Source organism: Methylocystis rosea SV97 (genome assembly GCF_000372845.1).
In the GTDB taxonomy this organism is placed as follows: Bacteria; Pseudomonadota; Alphaproteobacteria; order Rhizobiales; family Beijerinckiaceae; genus Methylocystis; species Methylocystis rosea.
Genome location: NZ_KB889963.1, coordinates 3,325,584 through 3,352,090, shown reverse-complemented (window position 1 = coordinate 3,352,090; position 26,507 = coordinate 3,325,584). Strand labels below are relative to the sequence as shown.

Here is a 26,507-nt window from a genome sequence, read left to right as displayed (position 1 = left end):
CGGCAAATTCGCGGTTAGGTGCTCTTCGCAGTCCAAGGAATGGGAACTGACCTATGACCAAACTGTCTCAGAAACTCATCAAGCCCAAAAATGGTTCCATCGCACTCCGTCGCGCGTTGATGGGCGGCTCCGCCGCCGTGGCGATGGGCGTCGCTTTTGCTCCGACGTCGGCAAGCGCGTTGGAATGCGCCAATGGCATCGGCGGCACCCTTCCGCCTCTTATTGGGTTTACCGGATCTAACGACGGCGGCAGCACAGGAGGCACGGCCTGCGGCTTGGGCGCTTCGGTTAACGCCAGTGGCGGCACCGCGGTCGGCGGCAGCTTCCCGGGTTTCGGCGCTGGCCCGACTGTCAACGGCACGAACGGCATTGCTGTCGGCAACGGCAGCTTCTTCAATGGTCCCGTGGCTAATGGCGATACTGCGATCGCGATTGGTAGCGCCATCGGCAACGCTCCGAATGGTTTCGGCGCTAAGGCGAACGGTTCGGGCGCCGTAGCTATTGGCGGCGCTCAGTTTATCGGCGGCAAGGTTGTCAACAGCGGTGCGCAAACATTTAGCGATGGGTCGATTGCGATCGGAACCGGCTCCGAGGCAGGAAAGAACGGTACCGACGCCATCGCCATCGGCACCGGCGCAAAGGCGACGGATTCGGTCGCCATAGGCAAGGCTGCTCTTGCTTCCAACGGCGGCACCGCGGTTGGCGACGGTTCCACGGCGACGGGCAAGAACAACTCTGCCGCGTTCGGCACCAATGCGCAGTCCATCGCCAACGCCAGCACGGCGCTCGGCGCCGGCACCAAAGCCGCGGGAGACTTCTCCACGGCGATTGGCGGCTCGAACGCCCAGGCGCTCGGCCTCGAGGACGTCGCCATCGGCGCCAACACTACCGCGAACGGCACGTTCTCGACCGCCGTCGGCAACAACAACCAAGCGAACGGATTTACCTCAGCAGCTTTTGGCTCCGCGAACAACGCCACGAAAGCGTCGTCCACGGCGTTGGGCAGCTTTAACAACGCAACGGCTGTCAATTCTACCGCGGTCGGCACGGGAAATAATGCGGCAGGCGTCAATTCCTTCGCAGGAGGCACCGGAAGCTCCGCCACCGGTTTGAACGGCGTTGCCCTAGGTACTGGCGCCACGGCCGGCACGGGCGCTAACGCGATCGCGATCGGCACCGGCGCTGTGTCGCTTGGCTCTGTCGCGATCGGCGCGGGCGCCTTGGCGAATGACGGCGGCGTGGCGGTTGGCGACGGCGCCTCGGCGTTTGGACCCGGCGCCTCGAAGAACTCCGCGTTCGGCGCTGGCGCGCAGGCGGGCACGAAGTTGGCGCCGAGCATTCGTTCGACAGCGCTTGGCACCAATGCTAAGGCCAACCTTAGCAACACGTCGTCGGCAGTCGGCACCGACGCCGACGCCAGCCTGAGCGTTGGCTCCTCGGCCTTCGGCACGGGCGCGACGGCCGTCGCCAGCGCTGGTTCGTCAGCCTTCGGCACCGGTGCGAACGCCAACCTCAGCGCGGGTTCTTCAGCCCTGGGTTCGGGCGCGACCTCGGTCGGCAGCATTGGTTCGACGTCGATCGGCTTGAACGCCAACACCAACGGAACCGTGGGCTCGACCGCCATCGGCGCCAACTCAAGCGCCGCGGGCTTCAACGGTTCGACGGCTTTGGGCGCTGGCGCGACCAACACCGCCAACAACCAGATCATGCTCGGGACGGCGGCCAATACCTACCAAGCGCCTGGTATCACCTCAGCTGCGAGCCTGGCCTCGCAGGTGGGTGTGACCAAGTTCACCACCACGGATGCCCAGGGTCATCTCGCGACTTCGGCCTTCGGTCCGCAGGACATCGCCGGTCTTCAGGCCGGCGTCCTGGGCCTGTCGCAGAGCGTGTATGACCTCGGCCGATCGGTGCAGCGCGGTTACGAGGGCACGGCTGTCGCCGTCGCGCTCGGCGGCGCCAGCTACCTGCCGGACCACAAATGGTTCTCGGTCACCGGCAACTTCGGCACCTTCCGTGGTCAGTACGGCCTTGCCGCTCAGGCGCAAATGCGCGTGAACGACTGGATGGTGGTCAATGCCGGCATTGGCGCGGGTCTGAAATACGGCGGCGTCGCCGGTCGCGCCGGCGTGACCCTGGCCTGGTGATCATGATCGTGAAGATCAAGCACATAATGCTCGCGGCCCTTGTGGCCGCGAGTTTTTTTCCGACAATGGCTTCGGCGCAATCGCCTAAGCCGAGCCCAGCCAGGCCTGCGCAGGCGCCCAAGCCCGCCGATATCGACAAGAACGGGGTCTTGATTTTGATCCGTTCGACGCTGCTCGCGCTCGATCAGGCCAACAAAACCGGCAATTATACTGTTCTTCGCGATCTCAGCGCGCCCGGCTTTCAGACCAATACGGCCGCGCGCCTCGGCGAGATCTTTGCCTCTCAGAGAAAGGACAATCTCGATCTCTCTGGCGTGGCCGTGCTCGAGCCGCAGCTCAGCATGCTGCCGCAAATCGAAAGCGGAATGATGCACATGGCGGGATTTTTCCCCTCCGTGCCGACGCAAATCCGCTTCGAACTGCTCTATGCGCCGGTCCAAGGCCAGTGGAAGCTGTTCGGCCTTTCGGTTTCGCTGGGGTCGTCAGGGCCTACGGCGCCGAGCGACGCGCCAGCCCCGAGCGCCTCGGAACAGCCAAAAGGCGGGACAGGGCTTCGCCCCTCCGGGCAAAAGCCCTGATCGAGTTTTGGAAGGACGCCAGCAAAGCGCCGGGACGGTTCGCCGCCCCGGCTTTTCACTGAACTTAATAATTTGGCCAGCAGCGGCGGCCGTAGGGGCCGAGATGGAAGCCTGGCGGGCAGGCGCGACCGACGCCGTATCCGCCCCACTGTCCGCCCCAGCGGCAGCCGCCATAGGGACCGCGATGGCCGTAGGGCCCGCAACCGCCATAAACCTGCACGATCGGCGCGCCCGCCGTCTCACTTGGCGCGAGCGGCATGGCGGCGTAGGCCGGCGCGGCCATAGCGGCCGCGAAAACGAGCGCGAGACCCGTCCTCAATTTCATCTCCAATCTCCTCCTTAACGCGCGGCTGGCGCGCCGCGCCCTCAGAATATCATCGCGCGAACCGAAACTTGGCAATTGCAATCGGCGATCTAGGTTAGTGCTGGCGTTGCTATGTTCATATAATGTTCTTGCGCTGAGATTGCGCGCCAGCTAAGCTGTCGACGAGAATTTGCGCAAAAGAATTTTTTGGGAGCGCGCGATGGCGGTGAGGGTGGCGACGGTCGCGTTCGAAGGCGTCGAGGCCCGTCGCGTCGACGTGCAAGTGCAGATTTCGAGCGGCGCGGTCGTCTTCAACGTCGTCGGCCTCGCCGATAAGGCCGTCGCCGAGTCGCGCGAGCGGGTGCGCGCGGCGCTGATCGCTTCCGGCCTGGCGCTGCCGGCGAAAAGAATCACCGTCAATCTCGCCCCCGCCGACATGCCCAAAGAGGGAAGCCACTATGACGTGCCGATCGCGCTTGGGGTCATGGCGGCGATTGGAGCCATTCCGTCCGACGCGCTCGAAGGATTCGTCGTGCTTGGCGAACTCGCGCTTGACGGAACGCTAACGCCCACGGCGGGCGTCCTGCCGGCGGCGGTGGCCGCCAACGCCCGGGGCTTTGGACTGATCTGTCCGAGCGAATGCGGGCCGGAAGCTGCCTGGGCGTCGAGCGATATGGAGGTGATCGCGCCGCGCTCGCTCATCCAGCTCGTCAATCACATCAAGGGCGCGCAGGTTCTGGCCCGGCCTGAGCCGGCGGTGCGCAGGCTCGCCGCCGATCAGCCCGACCTTTCCGACATCAAGGGACAGGAGACCGCCAAGCGCGCGCTCGAAATCGCCGCCGCCGGCGGCCACAACCTTCTGATGAGCGGCCCTCCGGGCGCGGGAAAATCGATGCTCGCCGCGCGGCTGCCGTCGATCCTGCCGCCGTTGACCCCGCGCGAATTGCTCGAAGTCTCCATGGTCCATTCGGTGGCGGGGCAGATTGCCGGAGGCGAACTGACCGACCGGCGGCCATTTCGCGCGCCCCACCATTCCGCCTCGATGCCGGCGCTGGTCGGCGGCGGCTCCCATGCAAAGCCTGGCGAGATTTCGCTCGCCCACAACGGGGTTCTCTTTCTCGACGAATTGCCCGAGTTTCAACCGCAAGTGCTGGACAGCCTGCGTCAGCCGCTCGAGACCGGCGAGGTGGCGGTGTCGCGCGCCAATCATCGCGCCGTCTACCCAGCGCGCTTTCAGCTTGTCGCGGCGATGAATCCCTGCCGTTGCGGTCATGCGATGGATCCAGGCTACGCCTGCAAGCGCCAGCCCAATGAACGCTGCGTCGCGCAATATCAGGCGCGGCTTTCGGGACCGCTGCTCGACCGTTTCGATGTGCAGATCGAGGTGCCGGCGGTGACCGCCGCCGATCTCGTGTTGCCGCCGCCGTGCGAGGGTTCGCGGCAGGTCGCGGCGCGCGTCGCGCGCGCCCGCGAGATTCAGCGCGCCCGTTACGACGCTCTCTCATTGCCAAGGGTCGCCGCCAACGCCGCCGCGCCGGCGGCGGTGATCGAGCGCGCGGCGCGTCTCGACGCTGCGGGCACGGCGCTGATTCGGGACGCGTCGGAGCGCTTCGGCCTCACGGCGCGCGGGTTTCACAGAGTCTTGAAGCTTGCGCGCACCATCGCCGATCTCGACGGCGCTGAATCCGTCGGCCGACCGCATCTCGCGGAAGCGCTTACCTATCGCGCGGGACTTGCGTTCGGGCGCCTTGCGGCCTGATATGGGCGCATGTCCTTAAACCATATTGTTATTTTGGTCGCGGCGCAGCTCGTCATTTTGTTGCTGGCGGCGTCCATTTACATTGCCTTGCGCGGGCGTGGCCGCGAAAAGGTCGAGGCCGAACTCGAATCGCTGCGCGACGAAATTTGGGAGCTGCGCGCCGCCGCCGCCGCTCGCGACAGGGCGGAAGCCGCCAGTCTCGCCAAGTCGCGCTTTCTCGCAGCAGTCAGCCACGAATTTCGCACGCCGCTCAACGGCGTCATGGGGCTGGCGCAACTTCTCGCGATGACCAAGCTCACCGCCGAACAGGCGAGCTATGTCGAAGCGATCGGCGATTCGAGCCGTTCGCTCTCGCAGCTGATCGACGATATTCTGGACTTCTCCAAGATCGAAGCCGGCAAGTTCGAGCTGCGCCACGAAGCCTTTGCGCTCGCGCCCTTCGTCGAAAGCGTGGTCGAATTGCTGGCGCCGCGCGCGATGGCGAAAGGACTGGAGCTTGCCAGCGTCATCTCGCCTGATACGCCGGGCGAAATCGTGGGTGATCCGGCGCGACTTCGGCAGGTGCTCGTCAATCTCATCGGCAACGCGGTGAAATTCACCGAGCGGGGCGGCGTGGGCGTGCGCGTCGCGCGAGACGGCGCGCGGCTGCGCTTCGAGGTGCGCGACTCCGGGCCGGGCGTGCCCGAGGCGGCGCGCGAGGCGATCTTCGAGGAATTCGAACAGGCCGATCCTTCGGAGAACCACCCGCAGGCGGGCACAGGGCTCGGGCTCGCCATCTCTCGCCGTCTCGTCGCCAGGATGGGCGGCGCGCTGGCGCTCGTCAATTCAACGGACATGGGCGCGGTTTTCGCCTTCACGCTGCCGGCCCCGCCAATCAGCGAAGAGCCCGCGTCGGCGCCGCTTTCCGGGCTTAAAACGCTGATCGTTGCGCACAGCATCTTTGAAGCGCCCTATCTCGCGGAGAGCTTGCGTTTCGCCGGAGCCGAAGCGGAGATCGTCGCGGCGGAGAACGCGCCCTGCGCGCTGCATAGCGCGCGCGAAAAGCCCTTCGACGCCGTCATCGTCGATTGCGCGCTGGGCCCGCAAATGACCGCGCAGTTGGCGAAAGTCGCTCGCGGCGCGCAGGCGGGAAGACTGTTTCTGCTCTTCTCGCCGATCGAACGGCGCGCCTTCGGCGAGGACGCCTTGTGCGACTTCGACGGCTGGCTGGTGAAGCCGGTGCGGATCGCCTCGCTGATCGCCCGTCTGTCGCCAGAGAGCGCTAAGGCGCCGGCGCCCGAGCAGGGCGCGGCGACCCAAGCGCTCGCCGGGGTGAACGCCCTTGTCGCCGAAGACAATGATATCAACGCGCTTATTCTCATGCGTCACCTCGCCAAGCTTGGCGCGAGAGTGACTCGGGCGGAAAGCGGCGCGCTAGCGCTCGCGCGGGCGCGCGAAGCGATCGAGGGCGTGGGCGAGCCTTATGACGTGATCGTCATGGATCTTTTCATGCCGGATTTCGACGGACGCGAGGCGAGCCTCCGCATTCGTGAGGCCGAGGCGCGGGCAGGCGCGCCACGCACGCCCATATTGGTGCTTACGGCCAGCGCGCGCGAAGAAGACGAGCGCGCCGCCCGCGCCGCCGGAGTCGACGCTTTTCTCACCAAGCCGGTGGAGTTCACTTCGCTGGCGGCGACGATCGAAGAGCTGAGATTGGCGCCGCGTCGCAGCAGCGCTTCCTCTTAGAGCAGGTTCCCAAAAGGTTGACAGACTTTTTCGATGAGACCCTGCTCCAACATTTGCTTTAGAGCGATTCCTACCGATCACATGAGATGTGATCGGAAAGCGCTTTAGCCGCCCTGCGGCGCGATGACGCCGAACCGTCCCGATTGATAATCGGTGAAGGCCTGACGCAATTCGTCCTGCGTATTCATCACGAACGGACCTTGTTGCGCCACGGGCTCGTCAATCGGTTCGCCGCTCATGACGATCAGCTTCACGTCATTGTTGGCTTCAAAGGCGATGTCGCCGCCTTCCTCCTCGAATACGACAACATCCGTCCCGCGTGCGATCTTCTCGCCATTGACTTCGACCGTTCCTTCGAGAATGGCGACAAGCGCCGTATGGCCTTCCGGCAGCGTGAATCGAGCGCTCTTTCCCGCGTCGATCCGCACGTCCCAAAGATCGATCGGCGTCGCAGTTTGCGCCGGTCCGCGATGCCCGTCGAATTCGCCGGCGATGACGCGAACAAGCCCGGCGTCGCCGGGCAGATCGACGCGCGGAATGTCCTTGTCGAGGAGGGTCTGGTAGCGCGGCGGGCTCATCTTCTCGCGCGCCGGCAGATTGACCCAAAGCTGCACGACCTCGAACCGTCCGCCCGACTTGCCGAAGCTTTCGGAATGAAACTCCTCGTGAACGACGCCGGAAGCGGCGCGCATCCATTGCACGTCGCCGGGCCCGATAAGTCCGCCGGCGCCTGTCGAGTCGCGATGCGCGAGTTCGCCGTCGAGGACGATCGTCACCGTCTCGAAGCCGCGATGCGGATGGGCGCCGACGCCGCGGCGCTCGGGCGTCGGTGAAAAGTCAAACGGTCCCGCGTAGTCGAACAGCAGAAAGGGGCTCACCTGCGCGCCATGTTCGTGATGCGAAAACAGCGAGCGTACGGGAAAACCGTCGCCGACCCAGTGCATGGAAACCGGGGCGGGGTAAATGTCGATAATTCTTCTCATGATGAAGGCTCCTTGCGGCCTATGTGGGCGGCGTCTCGCAAAATGCAAATCGGCGGTTCTTGACGGATTGGACCGCAAAACCCACAAGTTCGGACGCGGCGACGACGCCGGCAGGCAAGGACGGTTAGATGGACTGGATCATCCTTTTTATCGGCAGCATCTGCGAAGTCGGCTGGCTCATCGGGATGAAATATGCACAAGGATTCACGCGGCTCTGGCCTTCGCTCATCATGGTATTTTTCATGGCGGCGAGCGTCGGATGCCTGGGCCTAGCAGTGAAGACAATTCCCGCCGGCACGGCCTATGCGGTGTGGACCGGCGCAAGCATCGCGGCGGCGACCTTGGTGGGCGTTTTCCTGTTCAACGAACCCACCACCGTGCTGCGGCTGGGATCAATTGGCCTCATTCTCTTGGGCATCATCGGCCTGCGGCTTGGCGGCGTGAACCTGAAATAGAAATCGCCCGGCGCTCCTTGCGAGAAGCGTCGGGCGAAAGAAGCGCGATTGTCTCAAAAATAGCTTTCAAGCGTTCCGCGCCGGCGCACATCCAGCGTCGCGCAATGGAACGCGCCGCCGAACGCCGCATAGTGCAGGAACGAGCAGGGGATCGGCTCGTAGCCCCATTTCTCCATCTGGCGCATCATATTGGTGTGATGCGGATCGACGATGACGCGCTTCTCGTCGATCATCAGAATGTTCATGCTGAGCCATTTGCCGCACATCGAGGTGATTGCGAGAATGCGGTCGTTGATCGGATCCGGCTCCGGCGCGACGAGAATGTCCCATTTCTTCAAAATGTCCGGCAACTCATCCGGATTGATATACTCCGGATTGATCAGCACGCGGCCCGGCCCCAGCGGCAGAATCGTCGTGTCGATATGCATTGGATTCGGGCAGCGGCTCTTGATCTCGTGAATCCGATAGCCCTCGCCAAGATGGCGGCGCAGCCAGTCGACGCCCATCGCATTGGTGACATTGGAGCGGGTGACGAAAAGATCGCGGCCGCAGCGGAAGAAATCGGCGGCGTCGAACACCGGCTCGAACTCGGTGAGAATGTAGCGGATCTCTTCGCCCTTCTCCGGCAATTTGAAGTTGGGATCGAACAGTTCGTCGGTGAGCTGCGGCTTGGGCGCCGAGGTCCAGCGCGCGCCGCGTCGGAAATAATCCTTGAGGATCTCCCGATAGGAGTGCGTTTCGAAATAGCGGCAGGGCCAGGCCATCGGGGTTTCGAGGATCTCGTCGCCGATCACCAGCATTGAGTCGCGCGGGCAAGAGTTGCAGAAGCCGCGCGACGACCAGTGCGGCGTCGAGAACTTCGCCTTGTGATTGACCGCGTCGGGCCGCGTCACCTTGACGCCGAGCGACTCGAGCAAAGCGATGAAACCGTCGAGCTCCTGCTGCGCCGGCTCGATCATGAATTTCGGAAAGCGGAACCCGGCGGCGAGCGACTGGGCGCGCGCGGCCATGCCGGGGATGTTGCAGGTGACGACCGGATGGTCGGAAGGGATCGTCGAGCCTTCGAGGCGACCGACGATGATCTCCTCCAGCGGATCCCACTCATTGTGGGAATTGACCGGACAGTCCGCGGCAATCGTGCGTCCTACAGATGCATGCACATTCATAATGCGCCCCGAATCGTTTCCAATTAGAGACATTTAGCGCCTTGCGCCTGTGCTTCAAACCCCGAGAAAAACGCCTTTATTTGTTGAGTTTAACGCTACGCCCCTAACGTCTTACTCTCTCTGTTCGGTTTAAACCAAAGTCGCGGTCGGACTATGTCGCCAAGAGGCGGGGCCGTCTACTCTTGGCGCTCTCAAGGCTTGTGCGGACTTGCCTTTCCCCCGGCGTTGGGCAATAAACCGCGCTCTACAGAACCGCCCGGCCAGTGATGGGCTGCCGTGGCGGTTCTTTCGCTCGCGCGAACACGCGTCGTTTGGACCAATTTCCTGCGGCGCAAACAACAGGGCCTAGCGCCCGGGAGAGCAAAATGCCCAAACTGAAGACGAAATCCGGCGCGAAAAAGCGCTTCAAGATCACCGGCACCGGGAAAGTGGTCTACGCCCAGCAGGGCAAGCGCCACGGGATGATCAAGCGGACGAACAAGCAGATCAGAAATCTGCGCGGCACGAACGTCTTGTTCAAGACTGACGGCGACAACGTGAAGAAATACTTCCTGCCGAACGGCTGATCCCAAAGAGCGCACTTTTTCCGCAAAGGAGTTTCGTCATGGCTCGCGTCAAACGCGGCGTCACATCGCACGCCAAGCACAAGAAGACCCTCAAGGCCGCCAAAGGTTTCTACGGCCGCCGCAAGAATACGATCCGCGCCGCCAAGGCCGCCGTCGACCGCTCGATGCAATATGCGACGCGCGACCGTAAGGCGAAAAAGCGGGTGTTCCGCGCGTTGTGGATTCAGCGGCTCAACGCCGCCGTGCGCGAGCACGGGCTGACCTATTCGCGGTTCATCGACGGGCTCGCCAAGGGCGGGATCGAAGTCGACCGCAAGGTTTTGTCGGATCTCGCCATCCACCAGCCCGAAGCCTTCGCGGCGATCGTGGCGCAGGCCAAATCGGCGTTGCCGCAGGCGGCTTAAGACTTATATCGGCGAACATATTCGAGCCTCCCGCAGCCGGCTGCGGGAGGCTTTTTGTTTTGGAATGTTTACTATTCTTGGCCGCCTGTTGCCGGGCGCTTTCATCTCGCCCGCCGATGAATTTTGGAGGCGTCCGCCGCCGGCCGATTTGGCTCTTGAGGCATCGGCGCGCTCTGCAATTCGGCTGGCGGTGTCGGCAGGGGCCATCGTGTTGGCCGATCCATGACGAACTGATTGATCGCGCAAATGAACGAACTGAACATGAAGCCGCCATGGCTCATGAGCACGTCGTCATAGGCGCGCATGTTCCAGAACGGGTCGTTAGCGCGCGTGATCGGGAGCAGTCCCGCAAGCCTGAAACCGTGAGTCATCTCGACCGCGGGATGACCGCCGCTGCCGCGAGGATTCGCAGGATCTGGGTCGAGCGGCGGGGCCAGTATCGCGCTCTCCCACTGAGTGCCATTCGTTTGCGCCCTTCGAGCCCGCGTCAGCCAGTCGTGGCTGACAGCGCAGTTTAGCGAGGGATCGGCGGGGATATCCTTGTAATCCGCCTGACTGGGCGGCGCCCAACGGATGCTGCGAATTTCATGCGTCGTGCCGAGCTGGCGGGCCGGCATGCGAAGAGTATCGACGAGATTCACCGACGATCGCGGCGGATCGAGATGGCCGATCGTGCGCGATGACTCGATATCCGTATTCTGGAAGGGAAGATCGCTCACGAATTCTCCAACCCTTTGCCAAAATCTCAGCGCTCGCTGATCTTGTCGGTTTTCGGGGAGGCTGAAGCTTTCGCAGGCTGCGCGCAAATCTCGTGCGACGCCAGCGATCATGGCGCCAAGGGGCCGCAGGTCGCCGCGAAAAAGCGGAAAAGCGAGATAGGTTGCGAGGTCAGATTTTATGCCGATTTTCTTTTTTCGATCGATATTCTCCACCGCTTGATCGAGCGCAAACGGCGTTCTCAGCGCCCCGCAGGCGCGCTCGTCGGGGTTCGGCGTCTCGTCATGGAAGATAAACTCCCCGGGTTTTTTTGCCTCTAGGAACTGCTTGTATCTCGAGCATATTTCGTCTGGCGAATTCACACCCTGACCGAGCAAACTCAGTTTGTGACGCATCGCTATGGCGCAGTCTCCGGGCCGGATCCCTCCTGGAGGCCAGGAATAGGCCGAGGTGACTGAAATCACGACAGGACTTTGATGAGCGGGAAAAAAGCGGTGGCCCGCCATGAGGTCGCCTTCGCCCTCGAAGAACGCGACTTTCTCCCAGACGGCGCGCTGAACATCAGTCCATTTGGAGGCTTCAGCCGCGGGGTTAATGAGAACCACGAGATCGCCGAGGGGGATAAAAATAGGCGTTGGCGCCCGGATGATTATGCACCGCCTTGATCAAATGGTCTTTCAAAGCCGTGGCCAGCATGTTGCCGCCGAGGCTATGACCGATCACGATCATCTTGTTTGGATTGTCGCGTTGCTTTGCCTTCGTCCCGGGCTGTTTGTTGAGAACCTGCTCGATTTTCCTCAGCGCCATAAGGGCGTGCGGCGCGATATATTCGCTGACGGGTTTGCGGTCGAAGAGGGTCAGCGTCGCGACGCCGGAAGCGAGCGAATCGCCCCAGGAATTGATCCAGTTCTTCCAGCACAAAGGCTTTTCGCTGGGCAGAACGCCGTTCGAGCAATTTGCGGCGTCGCCATCTAAGAGCGCGCCCACGCTATTGCCCATAGCGATAAAGGGAAGGTGCAGTCGCGTCTCGTTCAGGCGCGCGCCTCGCCAGCCGACGTACACCGCCGTCACCTCGCGCCCGCAATGCTCGCTTTCGCCAGCGTTGCACCGGTCGCGAAGGTATCGCGCGACATGCGCCGCGTAAGCGCGAAGATCGGTGACATTGCCGTCCCCGATCGATGCGTCATGTCGCCAGCCATGAACGAAGACGATTACGTAATTGCTGTGCTTGACGGCATTCCCGAATTCGTCGGCGTGGGTGCGCTTTTCAACTGATCTAAGATGCGCGTTGAGCGCCTCAAGTTGTGTGATCGGCTTCCATGAGCTGCGTTCGATATAGCTCACGCGATCGGTCAATTCGTTCATGGTGAACAGCTGATGAGGGTCCTTGATCAGCTCGAACGGCTCGCCATCCTCCTTGAATTCCAGAAAGGCCAGCGTGTAGCCAAGCGCATTCGATCGATTGTTGTCATCAGCGCGAGGGACAGGAACTTCGTGACGCTGTATCGCGCATTGAAATCTCGTGTCCCAACGACCTGCCTCATCCTTGAGCGCCGCTTCATTTTCGGCGTTGCCATAGGCTGCGAGAATATTCCATGCCGGCGACGCGTAATTTCCGTTTTCGCCGATCCGCATGTTGCAATCGCGCGAGTCGGGATCAAGAACGCGATAGGGGTGGTCCTTCGGCGTGGAAATGGCCCAAGCGGTCACGAGAACCGTCAGAAAGGCCAAAAGCAAAAGACGCACGACAGTTATTGAGGCGCGCCAGACGAAGCGAGCGGCGCGACGCAGACCAGCGAGGAGCTTGAAAGAAAGCGAACGCAGCGAGGCGGTCGTAGATGCAAGACGGGCGCTCATCAAAGCCCCCTTATGGTCAGGTGACTGCAAACGTCCAAACAATATATGCTTTTCCTTCACGGCGTAAATTTTCGTGAATTTTTAGAGTTTGCCGACAACGCTGAAGACTGGGTCACTTGGAAGCTAGGACGAAGCATGGCCGACACATATGATCTCATCGTCATCGGCGGCGGGCCCGGCGGCTATGTCGCCGCGATCCGGGCCGCGCAATTGGGGCTCAAGACGGCGGTCGTCGAGCGCGAACATCTCGGCGGCATTTGTCTGAACTGGGGCTGCATCCCCACAAAAGCGCTGCTGCGCTCCGCCGAGGTCTATCGCCTCGCCAGCGAGGGCGAGCGGTTCGGCGTTTCGCCAGGCGCCCTGAGCGCCGACGTCGCGCGCATCGTCGCGCATTCGCGCGAGGCGGCGACGCGGCTCAATGGCGGCGTGGCGTTTCTGCTCAGGAAGAACAAGATCGACGTGATTTGGGGTGAGGCGACGCTTGCCGGAAAGGGCGAGGTGCGCGTCGCCGCGCCGACCAAGCCGCCCATGCCGCCGCAATCGCCTTCGCCGAAAACGAGGCTCGACCACGGCGTTTATCAGGCGAAAAACGTCATCATCGCGACCGGCGCGCGCCCGCGCGTTCTGCCGGGCCTCGAGCCCGACGGGCGACTCGTCTGGACCTATTTCGAGGCGATGAAACCGGAGCGCTTTCCGAAGTCGCTGCTCATCGTCGGCGCCGGCGCCATCGGCGTCGAATTCGCCTCTTTCTATCGGACGTTCGGCGTCGAGGTCATTCTCGTCGAAGCGTTGCCGCATATTCTTCCGAGCGAAGACGAAGAGATCGCCGCTCTGGCGTATCGATCGTTCAAGAAACAGGGCATCGACATTCGCGTCGCGACGACGGTGACGGGCGTCGAGAAGAAGGCCGACAGCCTCGTCGTCACGCTGAAACCTGCGGACGGCGAGATGGAGACGCTCGAAGTCGAGCGCGCGCTGTCGGCGATCGGCGTCGTCGCCAATGTCGAAAATCTCGGGCTGGAGGCGCTCGGCGTCGCCCTCGAGCGGGGCGTCATCAAGATCGACGGCTTCGGGCGCACCAATGTCGAAGGCGTTTACGCGATCGGCGATGTCGCCGGCGGCCCGATGCTTGCGCATAAGGCGGAGCATGAAGGGGTCACTTGCGTCGAGGCGATCGCCGGCTTGGACGCGCACGCGCTCGACAGATCGCGCATTCCAGGCTGCACCTATTGCCATCCGCAGGTCGCGTCCGTCGGCCTGACCGAGGCGAAGGCGAAAGAGCAGGGGCTTGACGTCAAGATCGGCCGCTTTCCCTATCTCGCCAATGGCAAGGCGATCGCGCTCGGCGAACTCGAAGGCGTCGTGAAGACCATCTTCGACGCCAAGAGCGGGCGGCTGCTCGGCGCGCATATCTTTGGGGTTGAAGCGACGGAATTGATTCAGGGCTTCGTCATCGCCATGAATCTTGAGACGACCGAAGAAGAGCTGATCCGCACGATCTTTCCGCATCCGACGCTGTCGGAAACGATGCATGAGAGCGTGCTCGCCGCCTTCGGCCGCGCGATTCACGTTTGATACGACGTTCGGTTGAGCCGTTCGTCTGGGCTGTCATTCCCGGCAGGCCGAAGGCCTGACCGGGAATCCAGAGCCGATCCAACAATGCTCGCTTTGCTCTGGATTCCCGATCGCGCAAAGCGCGCGTCGGGAATGACATCCGGAAAATTCAACGGAATGTTGCGAGGCCTGGCGCGCGCGCCGAGCGCGCCAAGCGCGGGTCGTCCCCAACGAAACTTCTGCACGCCGCCGTCCCAGCGCGTCAGCTCTGCAGCACATAGGTTCCCGGCGCGTCGCAGAGCGTTTCGGCCATCGCAGGCGGCGCGACCGGCGGACCGGATCGGGCGGCGAGCCAGGCGCTCCATGCCGGCCACCATGATCCTTCCCTGACAGCCGCGATCTTCACCCACTCTGCGGGGTCGGCGTAATGCTCGCCGTCCACGCGGTTCGTGAAGCGGTACTCGCCGCGCTTCTTCTCGGGCGCCGAGACGATGCCGGCGTTATGCCCGCCGCTGGTCAGCAGGAAGGTGATCTGGGCGTCGACGAGCAGGTGGATCTTATAAACCGAACGCCAGGGCGCGACGTGATCGCGCTCCGTGCCGACGGCGAAAATCGGCGCGCGAATTTCGCTGAGCGCGACGGCGCCGCCGTTGACGCGCAGCCGGCCTTCGGCGAGATCGTTGTTGAGGAAGAGCCTCCGAAGATATTCCGAATGCATCTTATAGGGCATGCGCGTGGCGTCGGCGTTCCAGGCCATCATGTCGGTCATCGGCTCGCGCTCGCCCATCAGATAGGATTTGAGCGCGTAGGACCAGACAAGATCATTGGAGCGCAAGAGCTGGAACGCGCCGGCCATCTCCTTGGAATCGAGAAAACCGTGCTCCCACATCAGATCTTCGAGAAAGTCGAGCTGGCTTTCATTGACGAAGAGCGTCAGTTCTCCGGCTTCGGTGAAATCGGTTTGCGCGGCGAGCAAGGTCACGCTCTTGAGGCGTTCGTCATTATCGCGCGCCATGGCCGCCGCGGCGATCGTGAGCAGCGTTCCGCCGAGGCAATAGCCGGCCGCATGTATCTTTCGGTCCGGCATGAGTCGCGAGATGACGTCGAGCGCGGCCATCACGCCGAGCCTGCGATAGGCTTCCATATCGAGATCGCGATCTTCGGCGCTCGGATTGCGCCAGGAGATCATGAAGACGGTGAAGCCTTGCTCGGTCAAAAACCGCACGAGCGAATTATGCGGCGATAAATCGAGGATGTAATATTTCATGATCCAGGCGGGTGTGATGAGCACGGGCTCGGGCCGTACTGTCTCGGTTGCCGGCGCATATTGGATGAGCTCGATCAGCCGGTTGCGGTAGATCACCTTGCCGGGCGTGATCGCGACGTTCTGTCCAGGGACGAAGGCTTCGGCGCCGACAGGCCGCTTGCCGCCGGCGCGCCGCTCCATGTCTTCGAGAAAATTCTGCAGGCCATAGACGAGATTGACGCCGCCGGTCTCGAACGTTCGTTGCAGCGCTTCGGGATTCGTCAGCAGGAAATTCGACGGCGAGAACATGTCGAGCAATTGCCGCGAGGCGAATTCAACGACGTTTTCATGCTGCCTGGTGACGCCGCGGATGCCTGTCGTGGCGTTGTGCCACCACTGCTGATTGAGCAGAAAACCCTGATAGAGCAGCGCGTAGGGCCAGCTTCGCCAGGCTTCGCCCGAAAATCTCTTATCCTGCGGCAGCGGCTCGATGCAGGGCGTGGCGTTCGGCTGCAGCGCGCAACGCCCAGCGTAATTGGCGAATCGCCAAGTTTTGCGCATCGCCTTTTCGGCAAGCTGCATCTGCTTTCCCGGCGCTGACGCGAGATGCGCCGCCCAGTCCCAATAGGCGCTCGCCATCGAGGCGGGCGAAAGGCCGCCGGTCAGATGGGCGACGCTCGCATGAAGCGAACGGTCGATGACATTGCTCAGCGCTGCGTAGCCGTATGAATCACTGTCGGTGGCGCGTTCCGCCGCCAGAAAGGCGCTGGGCCACGCTTCAACGAAGGCTTTCGACGCAAGGCTAGGAAAGTCATGAACACGGGAGGAGTGGGGAAGGCTGGAAGATGTCTGCTCTGCGTGCGCAGGGTTCGGCTGCGCGGCATGGGGGTGCTCTGTCATCAACGTCCTTTAAGCCGAGGCGCTCGACTGGATTCTGATCTTATTTCAGAGAATGCTGCACCGCAACATTGTGATTCCCGGGCTTGGCCGGGGGGCGAGCGCTACCATGTCCCTGTGAAGGAACGCCGACCGCTTAGGAGACCCCTATGAGAGTTATCGCCGCCGCCGCCTTATTGACTCTCGTCTCGAGCGCCGCACTCGCCGCTCTCAAGCCCGGAGACGCCGCCCCCGACTTCAGTCTGGAGGCCGCGCAGGGCGGCAAGGAATTCTCCTTCTCGCTGCGTCAGGCGCTCGAGAAGGGTCCGGTCGTGCTGTATTTCTATCCGAAGTCGTTCACGAGCGTCTGCACGCTCGAGGCGCATGAATTCGCCGAAGCCATGGAGCAGTTCGCCGCCATGGGCGCCAGCGTGATCGGGGTGTCGAGCGATAAGATCGCCACGCAGCGCGAATTCTCGACGAAAGAGTGCCGGGACAAATTCCCGGTCGGCGCCGATCCGGGCTTCAAGGTGATCAACGCCTATGACGCCGGTTTCAAGGTTCCGGTCGCGGGAGCGATGTTCGCGAACCGCATCTCCTATGTCATCGCGCCAGACGGGAAGATTCTGTCAGCGGTCGAGGATTCGGGCGCGACGAAGCATATTGAGAATGCGCTCGCCGTCGTGCGGCGGTGGCGCGACGCGCAGCGGAAATAAGCTGCGAGCAAGGGGGCGATCGCCCGTAAAGCAATAGGTCAGCCGCCCGAGGCGCAAAGCGCCATCCCGCGGCGGGCTGTCCCTCACCCCCTCTTTGGGCGGATGCGGATGATCACGTCGCAGCCGACGATTTCCATCCCTTCCGGCGGCGCCGGCAGCCGCGTAAATTCGACAGAGCCATCGGCGGCGTCGAACATGCGGCCCGTCGCTTCATCCATGAAATGGTGGTGCGGCGAGGTGCGGGTGTGGAAATAAGTGCGGGGTCCCTGCACGGCGATCTCGCGCAACAGCCCGGCTCCGGCGAACTGGTTGAGCGTGTTGTAGACCGTGGAGAGAGACATTGTCAGACCGGCTTCGCGCGCTTCAGCGTGCAAAGCCTCGGCGCTCACATGCCGATCGCCATTGCCGAACAGCAGCCGGCTCAGAGCGAGCCGCTGAACGGTTGGACGCAGACCTGCGCCGCGCAGCCGGGCTTTGATTTCCGAGACCTTCGTCGCGCTCTCGGGGGATTGATCGCGCAGTTTGATCGAACGGTCGAAACTCGTAGTTGAAGGTTGATGAGTCATTCTTCGCGACAGGCGAGCATCACTCGCTCCCTATTCATACATTAAGCTTTTTTCAGTAGAGGGCAGCGCCCGCCCCCTGTCAAACGAAATGGCGGAAGGTGTAATATTTCCAAAGAAGCAGCAAAGGACTGGCTAATGATGGGGCGCCTTGAGCCAATACTCTGTGCAGGGATTGATCGACGTCAGATGCTCGGCGCGTCGGTTTATGCAATCGCCGCTCTCTGGCTTGCCGGAGGTCGCGCCAAAGCCGACACGTTCGAGGCGTTTTTGCAGGGCCTGTGGCCGTCGGCGCAGGCCGCCGGCGTCTCGCGCGAAACCTTCGACGCGGCGATCGCGGGACTTGCGCCGGACCCCTCGGTCTCGGCGAAGCCGCGCGCGCAGTCCGAGTTCACCATCTCGATTCCCGCCTATCTCGCCGGCTCCGTGACGAATGGTCGCGTCGCGCGCGGCCAGGCGGTCGCCGCAGAACTCGCGGGGCCGCTCGGTCGGGCGCAGTCGCGCCACGGCGTTCCAAGCGAGATCGTCGTCGCCATTCTTGGCGTCGAAAGCAATTTCGGAACGGCGGCCGGCGGCTCTGACGCGCTGCGCGTCCTGGCGTCGCTCGCGTGGAAGGGGCATCGCGCCGAAACCTTCATCGAGGAATTCGTCGCCGCGCTCGTGATGCTGGAGAAGGGCTACGCGACGCGGGCGCAATTGCGCGGCTCCTGGGCCGGGGCCATGGGCCAACCGCAGTTCATGCCTTCGGCCTATCTCAAATATGCCGAAAGCGACGCGGGCGGCGGCGCGCCGGACATCTGGCGCTCGCGCGGCGACGCCGTGGCCTCCATCGCCAACTTCCTGGCGAAATCCGGATGGGTCGCCGGACTGCCCGCCGTCGTCGAAGTTCGACTGCCTGAAGGGTTCGACTACGGCGCCTTCGATCTCGACTTCGCCCGCTGGCGGCAACTCGGCGTGACGCGCGCCGATGGCGGCGCGCTTCCCAGCGGCGGCGCCGCCAGCCTTTATTTGCCGGCAGGCGCGAACGGCCCGGCCTTTCTGATCACCGACAATTTCGAAGTCATTCGGCAATACAATACGTCTGACGCTTATGCGATGTCGGTTGCGCTGCTCGCCGATCGCATCGCCGGGCGCGATATCCCGATCACGCCCTGGCCGAAGGTCGCGCCGCTGTCGACCGCCGACGTCAAGACGATGCAGCAGCTGTTGACGGAGCGCGGCTTTTATCGAGGGACGTTCGACGGCAAGCTCGGGCGCGCGAGCCGCAACGCCATCCACGCCTTTCAATTGAGCGCGGGCATACAGCCCGCCGACGGCTTTGCGACGAAAGATGTTCTGGCGCGGCTGCGCCGGTAAAGCCGCGCGATTCAGACGTCGAGATCGCGGTAAACGGAGACTTCCCTTTCGCGCGCGGTCCGCGCCGCATCGCCGGCGCGGAAGCCGCGCCAGACGTCGAACGCCATGACCAGCGTCGTGAACAGTCCGGAAATTTTCCCGACGATGAAGCTGAAGGGAAAAATAAGCCGGTCCGGCGGAAGAATGAATTGCGCGCCAAGAAAGATGAGCGCCGCGTTGACGAAATAGGCTGGCCGGAACAGCGATTTTTCTTCCCAGGCGCTTTGCGCATAGCTGCGTGAATTCTTCTTCACCGTGCGGTTATAGGCCGGATTGGGAAACATGCCCCAGAAGCGCCGTTTGGGCGGAAGCGCATTCGGCCCCGCGAGCAGCGCGCGATAGCTTTGACGCACCGAGGAATGCGCAAGCAGCGCGAGAATGATATTGGCGATCACAAACGCGAATTTGAGCTGGAGGAACGAGAACGACAGTTGCGCGGCGAGGTCGACGAAAAACAAATGGGTGAATGCGTTCAGCATGAAGGCGGAGCGATGAAAGCTCGCGCGGTTGATGTCCTGAACCTTCTCGTCGACGAAAGTCGCGCCCGCCTTGGTCTCGGCGAGCTCTTTGAGAGTCAGCCGATCATAGTCGTCGGTTTTGAACCGCTTCGCGATCTCGCCAATCATTTCGAGCGGCGGCCCGCGCTTGATCTTGAAGGTCGCTTTGTTGAGGAAAGTTGCGATACGCGCGAAAATATCTCGCGCCATGGCGTAACGCGACGTTACCGAACTGAGAAAATCGGGCTCTCCCGCCATTGCGCGCACCTAAGCTGATTCTTTCGCACTCATATTGTTATAAACGCAACTGGCGCTGGCGCCGACCCTGACCGCAGGTTGATCCTGTCCGGCCTCTTGCCATATTTAGGCTTATCCCGATCCTCGCGTCTTCGCTTGTCGGAGCCGCCCATTTTGGTCCCCGCCATGTTCAGCGCCCGTTCTTTCGCCCATTCGATCGCCGAAGCTCCCGCCGCGAAAACTGCGGAACGACTGCCGGAATGGAATCTCGCCGATCTTTATCCGGGCATCGATTCTCCCCAGGTCGCGTCCGATCTTGGCAAGGCCGCGCAGGAGGTTGCGCAATTCGGCAAGGATTATCGCGGCCGGCTAGAGTCGCTAGCTAAAGGCGCCGACGCCAGCGTCAAGCTTGGCGAGGCGGTCGCGCGATATGAAGCGCTGCAGGACTTGCTCGGGCGACTGATGTCCTTCGCCGGCCTGCTCTATAGCGGCGACACCACCGATCCCGCGCGCGCCAAATTCTATGGCGACGTGCAGGAGAAGGTCACCAACGCCTCGGCGCAGCTCCTGTTTTTTCAGCTTGAGCTCAATCGGATGGACGACGCCGCGCTGATGGCCGCGGCGAGCAAGGAGCCGCTCTCGCGCTGGAAGCCGTGGCTTGAAGACATCCGTAAGGAGAAGCCGTACGAACTCGATGACAAGCTGGAAGAGCTGTTCCACGAGAAATACATCTCCGGCGCGGCCGCTTGGAATCGTCTTTTTGACGACACCATCGCCGGGCTGCGCTTCAAGGTCGCAGGCGAGGAGCTTGCGATCGAGCCCGTGCTCAATTTGATGCAGGATTCGCGCGAAGAGACGCGTCGGGAAGCGGCGCAGGCGATCGGCGTGACGCTCAAAAACAATCTGCGCACCTTTTCGCTGATCACCAATACGTTGGCGAAGGACAAGGAAATCTCGGATCGCTGGCGCGGATTTCAGGACGTCGCCGATGCGCGCCATCTCTCCAATCGCGTCGAACGCGAGGTGGTCGAGGCGCTCGCGCAAGCGGTGGAGGCTGCGCATCCGCGCCTGTCGCATCGCTATTACAAGCTCAAGGCGAAATGGTTCGGCAAGGAAGCGCTCGACTATTGGGATCGCAGCGCGCCGCTGCCGTCGACGCCGGCCAAACGCTATTCCTGGCCGGAGGCGCGCGAGATCGTGCTCGAGGCTTACGACGGATTTGCGCCGCGCATGGCGGAGATCGCGGGGCGCTTCTTTGAGAAGAACTGGATCGACGCGCCGGTGCGGCCGGGCAAGGCGCCGGGCGCCTTTTCACATCCGACCGTGCCCTCCGCGCATCCCTATGTGCTGCTGAATTTTCAAGGGAAGACGCGCGACGTGATGACGCTCGCGCATGAACTCGGCCATGGCGTGCATCAGGTGCTTGCGGCGCGACAGGGCGCTCTGATGGCGCCGACCCCGCTGACTCTCGCGGAGACGGCGTCCGTCTTCGGCGAAATGCTCACGTTCCGCGCGCTCATCGCGCAGGCGTCGGATAAGGCGCAAAAGCGGGCGCTGCTCGCCTCCAAGGTGGAGGACATGCTCAATACCGTGGTGCGGCAGATGGCGTTCTACGCCTTCGAGCGAAAGGTGCATAACGCGCGACGCGAAGGCGAGCTGACAGCGGATCAGATCTGCGAATTATGGATGAGCGTGCAGGCCGAAAGCTTCGGCCCTTCAATCCGCCTGGGCCCCGGTTATGAGACCTTCTGGGCCTATATCCCGCATTTCATCCATTCGCCGTTCTACGTCTACGCCTATGCGTTCGGCGACTGCCTGGTGAATTCGCTCTACGGCGTTTATCAAAAGGCGCATGAAGGATTCGCCGAGCGCTATTTCGCTTTGCTCGAAGCAGGCGGCGCCAAGCCTTATGCCGAGCTTCTCAAGCCTTTCGGATTGGACGCGCGGGATCCGGCCTTCTGGAACATAGGCCTTGAAATGATCGAGGGTCTGATTGCGGAACTCGAGGCGATGGAGGACGCCTAATTGGCGCGATGACGACACGCGCGCCAAACAAAAAACGCCGGCGTTGAGCCGGCGTTTGTGTTGGAAGAAGCTGTTGTCAGCGCTTAATTCTGGCCGCCCCGGATCACGATCTTTTCGCCGTCGCAGGCAGCTTCGCCAATAAACACGTTGTGGGCGCCCTCGACGGGCTTGCCGGTCCATACGCAATTCTTCTTGGAATCGGAGCGGTCCACGAGTTTGAGCGTGTAAACGCCGCCGGTGAGTTCGCCTTCAAGCTTGTAGGTCAGCATGGAGCCGTTATCGAGCTGCATTTCGCTTTTGCCCGAAACCTTGTCGCCTTCCGTCGCGACAGTCCAGGTGCCCTGAGCGCGCTTGATGCCCGCCTTATTGGCTTCGGTCACATTCCACTGCGCGGCATAGGCCGAGGCGCTAAAGGCGGCGGCGGCAAGGGCCGTCGTCAAAGCAAGCTTGATCATTTGTTGTGCTCCCATAAAGTGTTGTGATGAGCAGCATATCGGCCGCAGTCCAACTGGGGCTCGTGAAATGCGGCTATCAAGCCTTTTTGCGTCCGTGCGCTGTGGCGCGCGAACGACGGCGGAACATCGCGTGATATCACGCGAGATGTCAATTTATTTTCGCCCGAACCAACGTTAAGCGCTCGATGTAAGGGACGTCAAATGTTCGAAGTAAAAAACTGGCATAGCGTGGACGACTACATCGGTGCGGCCCTGATTTCCAAAGAAGAAGCGCAGGAGGAAACGCTTGCGGCAAATGCGCGCGCTGGCCTGCCCGCGATCGACGTTTCGCCGCCGCAAGGCAAATTGCTGTATCTGCTCGCCTGCGCAATCGGCGCAAGACGCGTTCTCGAAATCGGGACGCTTGGAGGCTACTCGACGACCTGGCTGGCGCGGGCCGTGGGCGAGGGCGGCAAGGTCGTCACCTTCGAAGTCGATGCGCATCACGCGGAGGTCGCTCGCGCCAATGTTGCCCGCGAAGGCATGAGCGCGCGCGTCGATCTGCGCGTCGGCCCCGCGCTCGAAATGTTGCCGCTGCTTGAATCAGAGCGGGCGCAACCCTTCGATCTCGCCTTCATCGACGCCGACAAGCCCAGCAACGCCGCCTATTTCGATTATGCGCTGAAGCTGTCGCGTCCCGGCGCGCTGATCATCGTCGACAATGTCATTCGGGAGGGCGCCGTCGCCGACGCATCGGCCACGGACAGCGGCGCGCTGGGAGCACGCGCGCTGTTTGACGCCGTCGCCGCGGAAGGCCGGGTAGAAGCGACGGCGGTGCAAACCGTCGGCGCCAAGGGTTGGGATGGGTTTCTGATCGCGCGTGTCAGATAGGACGCCTCGTCGGCCGCCTTCAAACGCTGTCGTACGCCCGCTTGCCGCGCCGCTTGCGGGGCAATGGCGCGCCGTCGGCTCCGAACAGGGCGGCTTCGACCTGGTTGCCGCTGTCGTCATAACGCCAGGAGATGCGCGCCGCGCCAAGATCCTTGCGGATCGTTGGCTTACCTTCGGCGTTGAAGTAGGCCTCCTCGACCTGATTGCCCTTGGCGTCATAGAAGCGCGCCACCCTGGCTGCGCCAAGGCTTTTGCGCTTCATTGGCCGGCCGTCGGGATCGAAATAGGCCTCGACGACCTCCACCCGTCCGCGCGTCGGGGCCGGCGCGGCAATGGCTTCAGGCGCGACGCGGATATCGCCGTCGCTCGCCGCAGTCAGCTTCCCGTTCTGAGAGCAGCGCCGTTCTCCCGAGGCCGCGCTGCGCGCCCTCTTAGCGAGGCGCGGCGCCAATTGAGTTTTCTGTTCCATGATCCCAAATCGCTGCGCGGTCCGATGGCTCGTCGCAACCGCCAGTCTGAGAACTGAGCGGCGCGTGCTCTCTGCGATGCACGCTGACAAACGACGGATACGCTGGTCTGACTCTGCCCCGCCGCGGCGATGCCGGCAGTCGGGGCGTGACGCCGCATTGCTGCGGCAAGCGTCAGATCAGGACGGGAGGGGCGCGGGAGCCGAGCGGCGGTGTCGACGCCTCTGGAGGACGAGATGTCTCGTCAAAGGCCAGTCCGATCGTCGAATAGGACGCGGCCGGGGGCGTTTCGCCGATAAACGGCGAGACGGCGGTCGCGCCGCCGAGCGATGCGCAATGCACGACGCAACAGACGTCGCCGTGCCGCGCCGGACGTGCGGGCGTCGCCGGATCGCCGGAAAGCGGTCCGGAAGCCTTGCTAAAGCAGATCGTGTTGGCGAAAAGGCCCGAACCGCGTCCGCTGAACGAAACGCCGACGGCGAGCCCTTGCAAAACAAACAGATAGGCGACGAGCAGCGTGACTGCCGTCGAACCGTACTGCGATGTTTTGACTTCGCTGCGCGTGCTCATAGCCCGTCGAAGCTATTCACTGATCTTGTCAAGGTCAATGGCGCCGCCGCGCGCTGGCATGATTAAGGGTTCGGGCCGCCCAGAGCGCTTACTGATCCATGGAATCATGTGATCGGTAAGGAATCGCTCAAAATCAAAATGCTGGAGCAGGTTGTCATCGAAAAAGTCTGTCAACTTTTTCGGAACCTGCTCTAGTCAGGGGTTCCAGGGCCCCTCGGCTTCCGACGCGCGCTCGTAAGCCTTTTGCGCCTCGATGGCGTCGAATACAGCGCGGAGCGCTTCCCTGACGCCGGCGCGGCTCGCGGACGAAAGGAGCAGGGGCGCCGGATGGCGATCGTGCGTCTCAGGCCCGGCGGAGGCGATCGCCCGCTTCAGCCGCTCCCGCTGCTTCTTGAGATGTTCCGCGTCGACCGCATCGATCTTTGAAAGCGCGACGATTTCCGGCTTCTCGGCGAGACCGGCGCCATAGGCGGCGAGTTCGCCGCGGACGATCTTGTAATCCTTGCCCGCATGTTCGCCGGTCGCGTCGATGAGATGCAGCAGCGCCCGGCATCGCTCGACATGGCCGAGAAATCGGTCGCCGAGGCCGTGGCCCTCATGCGCGCCCTCGATCAGACCCGGAATGTCCGCCAGAACGAGTTCCCTGTCATCGCTGCGCACGACGCCGAGACCGGGATAAAGCGTCGTGAAGGGATAGTCGGCGATCTTGGGCTTCGCCGCCGTCACCGTCGCCAGGAATGTCGACTTGCCGGCGTTGGGCAGGCCGATCAGCCCCGCGTCGGCGATGAGTTTCAGCCGCAGGATGATGGTGCGCTCCTGGCCCTCGAGGCCCGGATTGGCGCGCCGCGGCGCTCGATTGGTCGAGGTAGTGAAATGCGCGTTGCCGAAGCCGCCATTGCCGCCTTTGCAAATGACGACGCGCTGCCCGACCTCCGTCATGTCGGCGATGAGGGTTTCCCCATCCTCCTCGAAGATCTGCGTTCCGACCGGCACTTTCAGCACGGCGTCGGCGCCGCGCCCGCCGGCGCGGTTCTTGCCCATGCCGTGGCCGCCGGTCTTGGCCTTGAAGTGCTGCTGGTAGCGGTAGTCAATCAGCGTGTTGAGCCCGGCGACGCATTCGGCGACGACGTCGCCGCCGCGTCCGCCGTCGCCGCCGTCCGGTCCGCCGAATTCAATGAACTTCTCGCGCCGAAAGGAGACGGAACCCGCGCCGCCGTCGCCGGAGCGGACAAAAACGCGGGCCTGGTCGAGGAATTTCATCTGCCGCTCACGGTGAGAAGAATCGCGGCCGGCGGGCGCCGAACAGCGTATGCGCTTCGCCGCGCTTTAATTCGAAGAGCTCCACTTCCATTTCGCCGCCGCGCGCGGGGGCCGGCCGCATGCCGCGGCCGATCATCCGAAAGCCCAGTTTCTCATGGACATGCAACGACGAGCGATTATCCGGCCGCGCCGCGGAGACGATCCGATCCAGCGACGTGATTCCGAAGGCGAGGTCGATGAGGGCCCTGGCCGCCTCGGTCGTATAGCCTTGCCCCCAGTAGGGCTTGCCGAGCCAATAGCCGAGCGTCGCCGAGCCGCGACGGTCCGCGCCATGCAGGCTCACAAGTCCGATCGGCTCGTTGGGCCGGTTCTTCGGGGTGATGACGAGATGGAGGCCGCCGCCGGCGCCGTTCTCCGCGCGCACCGATGCGATGAACGCGTCGGCGTCGTGCGGCGCATAAGGATGCGGGATGCTGGCGGTCATCAGCGCGACGTCGGGATCGCCGACGTGCTGGCGAATCTCGTCGGCGTCAGCCGCGCGCGGCCAACGCAGCCACAGTCGTTCAGTCTCCAGCCGAAAAACGTCGTCGCGGGTAATTTCGGGAAACATTCATTGCTCCAAGCGACATCGGAAATATTGGCCTAAGAGCCTGAAAGGAGAGCGCTCCCCACTGGCCCTTCACGGCGCTTCCGGACATCTCGCCTGAAACGTTCCCGCCTGAATTCGCGAGAGTGGTAGTCGAGACGACTGTCCGCCGGAAGGCCGGCGGCGGGTCGTCCCCTACCGCCTTACTCGGCTGCTGCGGCGGGCGCCGGCGCCACCGATACGCTAGCGCGTCCACCGCTGGACTTGAATTCGACGACTCCGTCGACGAGCGCAAAAAGCGTGTGGTCCTTGCCCATGCCGACGTTGCGGCCCGGGCGCCACTTCGTGCCGCGTTGGCGCACGATAATATTGCCGCCGATGACGGCTTCCCCGCCGAATTTCTTGACGCCGAGGCGCCGGCCGTCCGAATCGCGGCCGTTGCGCGACGAGCCGCCTGCCTTTTTGTGAGCCATGGTCTTGCTCCGATCTTCCTATGCGGCGACTGGGGCCGCTTTATTCCAAGTGTCGC

26 protein-coding genes are annotated in these 26,507 nt (G+C 62.9%); 12 read left to right on the top strand and 14 right to left on the bottom strand.

What is annotated here, in order from left to right; all coding sequences use genetic code 11:
- The first annotated feature begins 53 nt into the window (after window positions 1–53).
- Both A3OO_RS22695 and A3OO_RS0117595 read left to right on the top strand, forming a co-directional pair.
- Window positions 54–2,147, top strand: a complete 2,094-nt coding sequence (locus A3OO_RS22695) for a beta strand repeat-containing protein (RefSeq protein WP_018409170.1) — start codon at window positions 54–56, stop codon at window positions 2,145–2,147.
- Window positions 2,148–2,173: 26 nt separating this feature from the next.
- A complete protein-coding gene (locus A3OO_RS0117595) occupies window positions 2,174–2,725 on the top strand; it encodes a hypothetical protein (RefSeq protein WP_245257185.1) in 552 nt (183 codons plus the stop codon).
- Window positions 2,726–2,789: 64 nt separating this feature from the next.
- Here the strand turns inward: A3OO_RS0117595 and A3OO_RS0117590 are convergent, their stop codons facing one another.
- Window positions 2,790–3,050, bottom strand: a complete 261-nt coding sequence (locus tag A3OO_RS0117590) for a GCG_CRPN prefix-to-repeats domain-containing protein (protein ID WP_018409168.1) — start codon at window positions 3,048–3,050, stop codon at window positions 2,790–2,792.
- 199 nt (window positions 3,051–3,249) lie between these two features.
- On the opposite strand from A3OO_RS0117590, the gene A3OO_RS0117585 reads away from it, so the two are divergent.
- Window positions 3,250–4,788 carry a YifB family Mg chelatase-like AAA ATPase gene (locus tag A3OO_RS0117585; RefSeq protein ID WP_026223109.1) on the top strand — a complete coding sequence of 513 codons (1,539 nt, stop codon included), beginning with the start codon at window positions 3,250–3,252 and terminating at the stop codon, window positions 4,786–4,788.
- A 9-nt stretch (window positions 4,789–4,797) separates the two neighbouring features.
- Window positions 4,798–6,513: an ATP-binding protein gene (locus A3OO_RS0117580; protein WP_026223108.1), complete on the top strand. Its 1,716-nt coding sequence runs from the start codon at window positions 4,798–4,800 to the stop codon at window positions 6,511–6,513.
- A 104-nt stretch (window positions 6,514–6,617) separates the two neighbouring features.
- Here the strand turns inward: A3OO_RS0117580 and A3OO_RS0117575 are convergent, their stop codons facing one another.
- Window positions 6,618–7,496, bottom strand: coding sequence for a pirin family protein (locus tag A3OO_RS0117575; protein ID WP_026223107.1), 879 nt, complete (start codon window positions 7,494–7,496; stop codon window positions 6,618–6,620).
- A 128-nt stretch (window positions 7,497–7,624) separates the two neighbouring features.
- Here A3OO_RS0117575 and A3OO_RS0117570 point away from each other — a divergent pair, with 128 nt between their 5' ends.
- Window positions 7,625–7,951 carry a DMT family transporter gene (locus tag A3OO_RS0117570; RefSeq protein WP_018409164.1) on the top strand — a complete coding sequence of 109 codons (327 nt, stop codon included), beginning with the start codon at window positions 7,625–7,627 and terminating at the stop codon, window positions 7,949–7,951.
- A gap of 53 nt (window positions 7,952–8,004) precedes the next feature.
- Here the strand turns inward: A3OO_RS0117570 and A3OO_RS0117565 are convergent, their stop codons facing one another.
- Window positions 8,005–9,117 (bottom strand): amidinotransferase, encoded by a 1,113-nt coding sequence (locus tag A3OO_RS0117565; protein WP_018409163.1) that lies wholly within the window; start codon window positions 9,115–9,117, stop codon window positions 8,005–8,007.
- 365 nt (window positions 9,118–9,482) lie between these two features.
- On the opposite strand from A3OO_RS0117565, the gene rpmI reads away from it, so the two are divergent.
- Entirely contained in the window at window positions 9,483–9,683 is a 201-nt protein-coding gene (gene rpmI / locus A3OO_RS0117560) for a 50S ribosomal protein L35 (RefSeq protein ID WP_014890449.1), read from the top strand.
- 38 nt (window positions 9,684–9,721) lie between these two features.
- Complete coding sequence (rplT, locus tag A3OO_RS0117555) at window positions 9,722–10,087, top strand: 50S ribosomal protein L20 (RefSeq protein WP_018409162.1); 366 nt, start codon at window positions 9,722–9,724, stop codon at window positions 10,085–10,087.
- A gap of 101 nt (window positions 10,088–10,188) precedes the next feature.
- On the opposite strand, the gene A3OO_RS22690 is transcribed toward rplT, so the two are convergent.
- Both A3OO_RS22690 and A3OO_RS21835 read right to left on the bottom strand, forming a co-directional pair.
- Window positions 10,189–11,409, bottom strand: coding sequence for a hypothetical protein (locus A3OO_RS22690; RefSeq protein ID WP_018409161.1), 1,221 nt, complete (start codon window positions 11,407–11,409; stop codon window positions 10,189–10,191).
- The gene (locus tag A3OO_RS21835) at window positions 11,396–12,661 is read right to left on the bottom strand and encodes a hypothetical protein (RefSeq protein ID WP_156824855.1); all 1,266 of its coding nucleotides are present in this window, start codon (window positions 12,659–12,661) and stop codon (window positions 11,396–11,398) included. The genes A3OO_RS22690 and A3OO_RS21835 overlap by 14 nt, the downstream gene beginning before the upstream one ends.
- 135 nt (window positions 12,662–12,796) lie before the next feature.
- On the opposite strand from A3OO_RS21835, the gene lpdA reads away from it, so the two are divergent.
- Window positions 12,797–14,236, top strand: a complete 1,440-nt coding sequence (gene lpdA, locus A3OO_RS0117540; protein WP_018409159.1) for a dihydrolipoyl dehydrogenase — start codon at window positions 12,797–12,799, stop codon at window positions 14,234–14,236.
- Between the two features lie 241 nt (window positions 14,237–14,477).
- Here lpdA and A3OO_RS0117535 read toward each other — a convergent pair whose 3' ends face one another.
- Window positions 14,478–16,361 carry a PHA/PHB synthase family protein gene (locus tag A3OO_RS0117535; protein WP_018409158.1) on the bottom strand — a complete coding sequence of 628 codons (1,884 nt, stop codon included), beginning with the start codon at window positions 16,359–16,361 and terminating at the stop codon, window positions 14,478–14,480.
- 146 nt (window positions 16,362–16,507) lie between these two features.
- On the opposite strand from A3OO_RS0117535, the gene A3OO_RS0117530 reads away from it, so the two are divergent.
- Window positions 16,508–17,053, top strand: coding sequence for a peroxiredoxin (locus tag A3OO_RS0117530; protein WP_018409157.1), 546 nt, complete (start codon window positions 16,508–16,510; stop codon window positions 17,051–17,053).
- Between the two features lie 83 nt (window positions 17,054–17,136).
- Here the strand turns inward: A3OO_RS0117530 and irrA are convergent, their stop codons facing one another.
- Complete coding sequence (gene irrA / locus A3OO_RS0117525; RefSeq protein ID WP_014890443.1) at window positions 17,137–17,619, bottom strand: iron response transcriptional regulator IrrA; 483 nt, start codon at window positions 17,617–17,619, stop codon at window positions 17,137–17,139.
- Between the two features lie 138 nt (window positions 17,620–17,757).
- Here irrA and A3OO_RS0117520 point away from each other — a divergent pair, with 138 nt between their 5' ends.
- Complete coding sequence (locus A3OO_RS0117520) at window positions 17,758–18,972, top strand: lytic murein transglycosylase (protein ID WP_051080362.1); 1,215 nt, start codon at window positions 17,758–17,760, stop codon at window positions 18,970–18,972.
- 11 nt (window positions 18,973–18,983) lie between these two features.
- Here A3OO_RS0117520 and A3OO_RS0117515 read toward each other — a convergent pair whose 3' ends face one another.
- Window positions 18,984–19,766, bottom strand: a complete 783-nt coding sequence (locus A3OO_RS0117515) for a hypothetical protein (RefSeq protein WP_018409155.1) — start codon at window positions 19,764–19,766, stop codon at window positions 18,984–18,986.
- A 165-nt stretch (window positions 19,767–19,931) separates the two neighbouring features.
- Between A3OO_RS0117515 and A3OO_RS0117510 the strand changes: the two genes are divergently transcribed.
- Window positions 19,932–21,770, top strand: a complete 1,839-nt coding sequence (locus A3OO_RS0117510) for a M3 family oligoendopeptidase (protein WP_018409154.1) — start codon at window positions 19,932–19,934, stop codon at window positions 21,768–21,770.
- An 83-nt stretch (window positions 21,771–21,853) separates the two neighbouring features.
- On the opposite strand, the gene A3OO_RS0117505 is transcribed toward A3OO_RS0117510, so the two are convergent.
- Window positions 21,854–22,225, bottom strand: coding sequence for a hypothetical protein (locus tag A3OO_RS0117505; protein ID WP_018409153.1), 372 nt, complete (start codon window positions 22,223–22,225; stop codon window positions 21,854–21,856).
- 201 nt (window positions 22,226–22,426) lie between these two features.
- On the opposite strand from A3OO_RS0117505, the gene A3OO_RS0117500 reads away from it, so the two are divergent.
- Window positions 22,427–23,095 carry an O-methyltransferase gene (locus tag A3OO_RS0117500; protein ID WP_018409152.1) on the top strand — a complete coding sequence of 223 codons (669 nt, stop codon included), beginning with the start codon at window positions 22,427–22,429 and terminating at the stop codon, window positions 23,093–23,095.
- A 19-nt stretch (window positions 23,096–23,114) separates the two neighbouring features.
- Here the strand turns inward: A3OO_RS0117500 and A3OO_RS0117495 are convergent, their stop codons facing one another.
- The 5 genes from A3OO_RS0117495 to rpmA all read right to left on the bottom strand — a co-directional run bounded on the left by A3OO_RS0117495 (window position 23,115) and on the right by rpmA (window position 26,451).
- A complete protein-coding gene (locus tag A3OO_RS0117495; RefSeq protein WP_018409151.1) occupies window positions 23,115–23,564 on the bottom strand; it encodes a hypothetical protein in 450 nt (149 codons plus the stop codon).
- Window positions 23,565–23,736: 172 nt separating this feature from the next.
- Window positions 23,737–24,132: a DUF2946 family protein gene (locus A3OO_RS0117490; protein ID WP_018409150.1), complete on the bottom strand. Its 396-nt coding sequence runs from the start codon at window positions 24,130–24,132 to the stop codon at window positions 23,737–23,739.
- 195 nt (window positions 24,133–24,327) lie between these two features.
- Window positions 24,328–25,392 carry a GTPase ObgE gene (gene obgE, locus A3OO_RS0117480; RefSeq protein WP_018409149.1) on the bottom strand — a complete coding sequence of 355 codons (1,065 nt, stop codon included), beginning with the start codon at window positions 25,390–25,392 and terminating at the stop codon, window positions 24,328–24,330.
- A 7-nt stretch (window positions 25,393–25,399) separates the two neighbouring features.
- The gene (locus A3OO_RS0117475) at window positions 25,400–26,002 is read right to left on the bottom strand and encodes a GNAT family N-acetyltransferase (RefSeq protein ID WP_018409148.1); all 603 of its coding nucleotides are present in this window, start codon (window positions 26,000–26,002) and stop codon (window positions 25,400–25,402) included.
- A 179-nt stretch (window positions 26,003–26,181) separates the two neighbouring features.
- Window positions 26,182–26,451, bottom strand: coding sequence for a 50S ribosomal protein L27 (gene rpmA, locus A3OO_RS0117470; protein ID WP_018409147.1), 270 nt, complete (start codon window positions 26,449–26,451; stop codon window positions 26,182–26,184).
- Window positions 26,452–26,507: the final 56 nt, after the last annotated feature.

Bases quoted from the DNA above. Each gene is read 5' to 3' on its own strand.
- A3OO_RS0117535 (WP_018409158.1), bottom strand. From the start codon at position 16,361: ATGACAGAGCACCCCCATGCCGCGCAGCCGAACCCTGCGCACGCAGAG.
- A3OO_RS0117570 (WP_018409164.1), top strand. From the start codon at position 7,625: ATGGACTGGATCATCCTTTTTATCGGCAGCATCTGCGAAGTCGGCTGG.
- A3OO_RS0117580 (WP_026223108.1), top strand. From the start codon at position 4,798: ATGTCCTTAAACCATATTGTTATTTTGGTCGCGGCGCAGCTCGTCATT.
- A3OO_RS0117495 (WP_018409151.1), bottom strand. From the start codon at position 23,564: ATGGAACAGAAAACTCAATTGGCGCCGCGCCTCGCTAAGAGGGCGCGC.
- A3OO_RS0117575 (WP_026223107.1), bottom strand. From the start codon at position 7,496: ATGAGAAGAATTATCGACATTTACCCCGCCCCGGTTTCCATGCACTGG.
- obgE (WP_018409149.1), bottom strand. From the start codon at position 25,392: ATGAAATTCCTCGACCAGGCCCGCGTTTTTGTCCGCTCCGGCGACGGC.
- A3OO_RS22695 (WP_018409170.1), top strand. From the start codon at position 54: ATGACCAAACTGTCTCAGAAACTCATCAAGCCCAAAAATGGTTCCATC.
- A3OO_RS0117520 (WP_051080362.1), top strand. From the start codon at position 17,758: ATGGGGCGCCTTGAGCCAATACTCTGTGCAGGGATTGATCGACGTCAG.
- A3OO_RS0117565 (WP_018409163.1), bottom strand. From the start codon at position 9,117: ATGAATGTGCATGCATCTGTAGGACGCACGATTGCCGCGGACTGTCCG.
- A3OO_RS0117475 (WP_018409148.1), bottom strand. From the start codon at position 26,002: ATGTTTCCCGAAATTACCCGCGACGACGTTTTTCGGCTGGAGACTGAA.
- irrA (WP_014890443.1), bottom strand. From the start codon at position 17,619: ATGACTCATCAACCTTCAACTACGAGTTTCGACCGTTCGATCAAACTG.
- A3OO_RS0117595 (WP_245257185.1), top strand. From the start codon at position 2,174: ATGCTCGCGGCCCTTGTGGCCGCGAGTTTTTTTCCGACAATGGCTTCG.
- rpmI (WP_014890449.1), top strand. From the start codon at position 9,483: ATGCCCAAACTGAAGACGAAATCCGGCGCGAAAAAGCGCTTCAAGATC.
- A3OO_RS0117530 (WP_018409157.1), top strand. From the start codon at position 16,508: ATGAGAGTTATCGCCGCCGCCGCCTTATTGACTCTCGTCTCGAGCGCC.
- A3OO_RS0117590 (WP_018409168.1), bottom strand. From the start codon at position 3,050: ATGAAATTGAGGACGGGTCTCGCGCTCGTTTTCGCGGCCGCTATGGCC.
- A3OO_RS0117490 (WP_018409150.1), bottom strand. From the start codon at position 24,132: ATGAGCACGCGCAGCGAAGTCAAAACATCGCAGTACGGTTCGACGGCA.
- A3OO_RS0117505 (WP_018409153.1), bottom strand. From the start codon at position 22,225: ATGATCAAGCTTGCTTTGACGACGGCCCTTGCCGCCGCCGCCTTTAGC.
- A3OO_RS0117500 (WP_018409152.1), top strand. From the start codon at position 22,427: ATGTTCGAAGTAAAAAACTGGCATAGCGTGGACGACTACATCGGTGCG.
- A3OO_RS0117515 (WP_018409155.1), bottom strand. From the start codon at position 19,766: ATGGCGGGAGAGCCCGATTTTCTCAGTTCGGTAACGTCGCGTTACGCC.
- A3OO_RS0117585 (WP_026223109.1), top strand. From the start codon at position 3,250: ATGGCGGTGAGGGTGGCGACGGTCGCGTTCGAAGGCGTCGAGGCCCGT.
- lpdA (WP_018409159.1), top strand. From the start codon at position 12,797: ATGGCCGACACATATGATCTCATCGTCATCGGCGGCGGGCCCGGCGGC.
- rplT (WP_018409162.1), top strand. From the start codon at position 9,722: ATGGCTCGCGTCAAACGCGGCGTCACATCGCACGCCAAGCACAAGAAG.
- A3OO_RS21835 (WP_156824855.1), bottom strand. From the start codon at position 12,661: ATGAGCGCCCGTCTTGCATCTACGACCGCCTCGCTGCGTTCGCTTTCT.
- rpmA (WP_018409147.1), bottom strand. From the start codon at position 26,451: ATGGCTCACAAAAAGGCAGGCGGCTCGTCGCGCAACGGCCGCGATTCG.
- A3OO_RS0117510 (WP_018409154.1), top strand. From the start codon at position 19,932: ATGTTCAGCGCCCGTTCTTTCGCCCATTCGATCGCCGAAGCTCCCGCC.